Below are 2,455 nucleotides of genomic sequence, written 5' to 3'. Positions count from 1 at the left end.
TGAACGCCAGGTTGTCCAGCCGGATCGCGATGCGCCAGGTTGTCCAGCCGGATCGCGATGCTGCGGTGCCCGGCCGGCAACGCCGACTCGGTGATCTCCAACGCCCGCCGGTGCAGCGGCAACGCCTCCTCGGGCCACCCCAACGCCGCCAACGTGCACGCCAGGTTGTCGAGCCGGATGGCGATGTCAGGGTCTCCGGCCGGCAACGCCGACTCGCTGATCTTCACCGCCCGCCGCTGCAGCGGCAATGCCTCCTCCGGCCGGCCCAGCTGGCTCAACGTGTACGCCAGATTGTCCAGCCGGACCGCAATGTCAGGGTGTCCGGCCGGCCGTGCCGCTTCGGTGATCTCAAGAGCCCGCCGCTGGACCCGCAAGGACTGCTGGTACCCGGCCTGACTGTCGTAGAACACGGCGAGTTCGCCCAACAGGTACGCGAGGGTCAGGTCCGCGGTGCCGTCGGGAATGTGTTCAGCGAGAGATTCGACATGGGGCGCGAGGATTTTCCATCGGGGCCAGGTGTCGACGGCATGGGACGGGTTCCCCGACGGACAGGAATGCTCGAGCAACTCCATCGCCCGACGCACGACCTGCTGCCACAGTGACTCCTGCCGGCCGTCGTCTTCGCCCGGGCACACCTCGGTCTGCGCTTCGGTGCGGATCACCGATTGAAGAAGACGGTGAGTGCTGACCGTCGTCTCGGCGAGGGTGATCAGGTTGTAGGACGCCAACGCCGACAGGGCCTGGTCGACAACAGCAGGTTCGTCGGCGTACGTGGCCAGCACGTCGCGGGGCACGTCGTCCGCCGCGTAACACGACAGGATTCGCAGCAGATCGATCGCCACCGGCCGTTCGTCGCGTAGCCGGTTCAGAGTGACCATCCACACCTGGGCTACCGCCCGCTCCGCCTGGTCGCCCTCGGCGATGGTGTTCAACACCTGCGCGGGCTGGGCCCGGAGGCGTTCCAGGTAGACCGACGCCGAAAGGCGGGTCTGCCGCAGATATCCGGCCGCCTGCTGCAAGGCGAGCGGGAGATACCCCAACTCGTCGGCCAACACCGCCGCCGCCAGCTGATCCGACTGACCTCCGCGCTCCAGCAGCACTCGTACCGCCGCCTCACGGTCCAGCTTGTCGAGACGCAGGCAGCCGTCGACGAGAACCTCCCAGTTCACGTCGCGTCGTGTGGTGATCAGGACGTGCCCGCTGTCCAACTGCGCCAGCAGGGGCTCGACATCGGACCGTTGCTCCACGTTGTCGAGGACCAGAAGCCACCCTGACTGGTTCTGCAACCAGCCGATCGCCCACGCCGCGGCCTCGGTCGCCGTCGTCGTCATCATCAGATCCGGGTTGAGCCGGGCTGTCAGCGTGGCCAGGCCAGTCTCGATCGCGGCGCGGCTCTCAGCGTTCACCCACCACCGCACCGGATACCGGTCGCGCCATCGGTGGGCGTACTGCAACGCCAACTCGGTCTTGCCCACCCCACCCAGGCCGTGCACTGCCTGGCAGATCACCCCGCTGCCGGCCGACATCACCCGGTCCAGTTCGGCTGCCTCCTCGTCACGGCCGACGAACAGCCGCGTCGGGGGCCTCGGGAGGTTGTGCAGCCGCCTTCCGATCTCGAACTCCCTCGACGGGCGGTGCAGCTCGATGCGACGAGCGTCGACGACAGAGTTGTCACCGGTGACGGCGAGGCCGCTGATCTCGCCCGCCGCGACCGACCGCCCGCCGCTGGCGGTGGTGCCACCGGGCCCCGCGGTGGCACCCGGATCGGTCACCGGGTCACCTGCGCGCCATCCCCGGTCACCACCACCCCGCTGATCGTGTTCGCCGCGACGGATCGTTCACCTGACGCGGTGACCGTCACGCCGGCCGAGGCCAGCATCCGCGACACGTCGGCGGCCACCTGCGCATCGGCCGCCAACACCTTGCCGATCTGCAACCGCAGCGCCGCCGTCCGGTCCTCATCCGACGGATCTTCGGCCAGGTCCGTCACGGCCGCCTCCACCGCCGGCGCGGATTCGTCCCGCGCCAGCAACCGCCGCAACAGCCGGCCGCCCAGTCCGACTGTCGCGTCCGCGGCCACGTCCTGCAACCGCGCGACGACCCCGGCCCCGTACGCCCCCACAGCGGTAGCGACGTACGGCGTGACGGTTGCCGCCAGAGCGGTGATTTCAGGGTCCACGGGTGCCACCTCCACGGCCGACCAGGGACTCTGATCAGTACCACAGCCCGGCAAGCATTGACGACGGAGTGACGCCAGTGTGACAGGCTCGCGTCAGCCTGACGGGCCGTCGTGAACGGGTTGCAGCTTCGGCCCCCGGTGAGTTGGCTGCCGCACGTTCTCGTCCACCCCGCGTACGTGCCCGTGCCCGACACCGAGCTTCACCCCGCTGCCTAGGCCGCGACCTCCACCTGCCAACCGCCCGAGCCCACCCACCCACACTCGACCGCACCTCCG

2 protein-coding genes are annotated in these 2,455 nt (G+C 69.3%); both read right to left on the bottom strand.

Features of this window, described 5'->3' with window-relative positions; translation table 11 throughout:
- Positions 1 to 1,772, bottom strand: a 1,772-nt coding sequence (locus JNW91_RS31000; RefSeq protein ID WP_309244536.1) for a tetratricopeptide repeat protein, incomplete at its 3' end; no start/stop codon positions are given.
- Positions 1,769 to 2,179: a hypothetical protein gene (locus tag JNW91_RS30995; protein ID WP_203179004.1), complete on the bottom strand. Its 411-nt coding sequence runs from the start codon at positions 2,177 to 2,179 to the stop codon at positions 1,769 to 1,771. The genes JNW91_RS30995 and JNW91_RS31000, both read right to left, overlap by 4 nt.
- Positions 2,180 to 2,455: the final 276 nt, after the last annotated feature.

The organism is Micromonospora parastrephiae (assembly GCF_016802865.1).
Taxonomy (GTDB): Bacteria; Actinomycetota; Actinomycetes; order Mycobacteriales; family Micromonosporaceae; genus Micromonospora; species Micromonospora parastrephiae.
The sequence above is the reverse complement of the archived record's forward strand: the minus strand, read 5'-3'. Positions and strand labels throughout refer to the sequence as shown.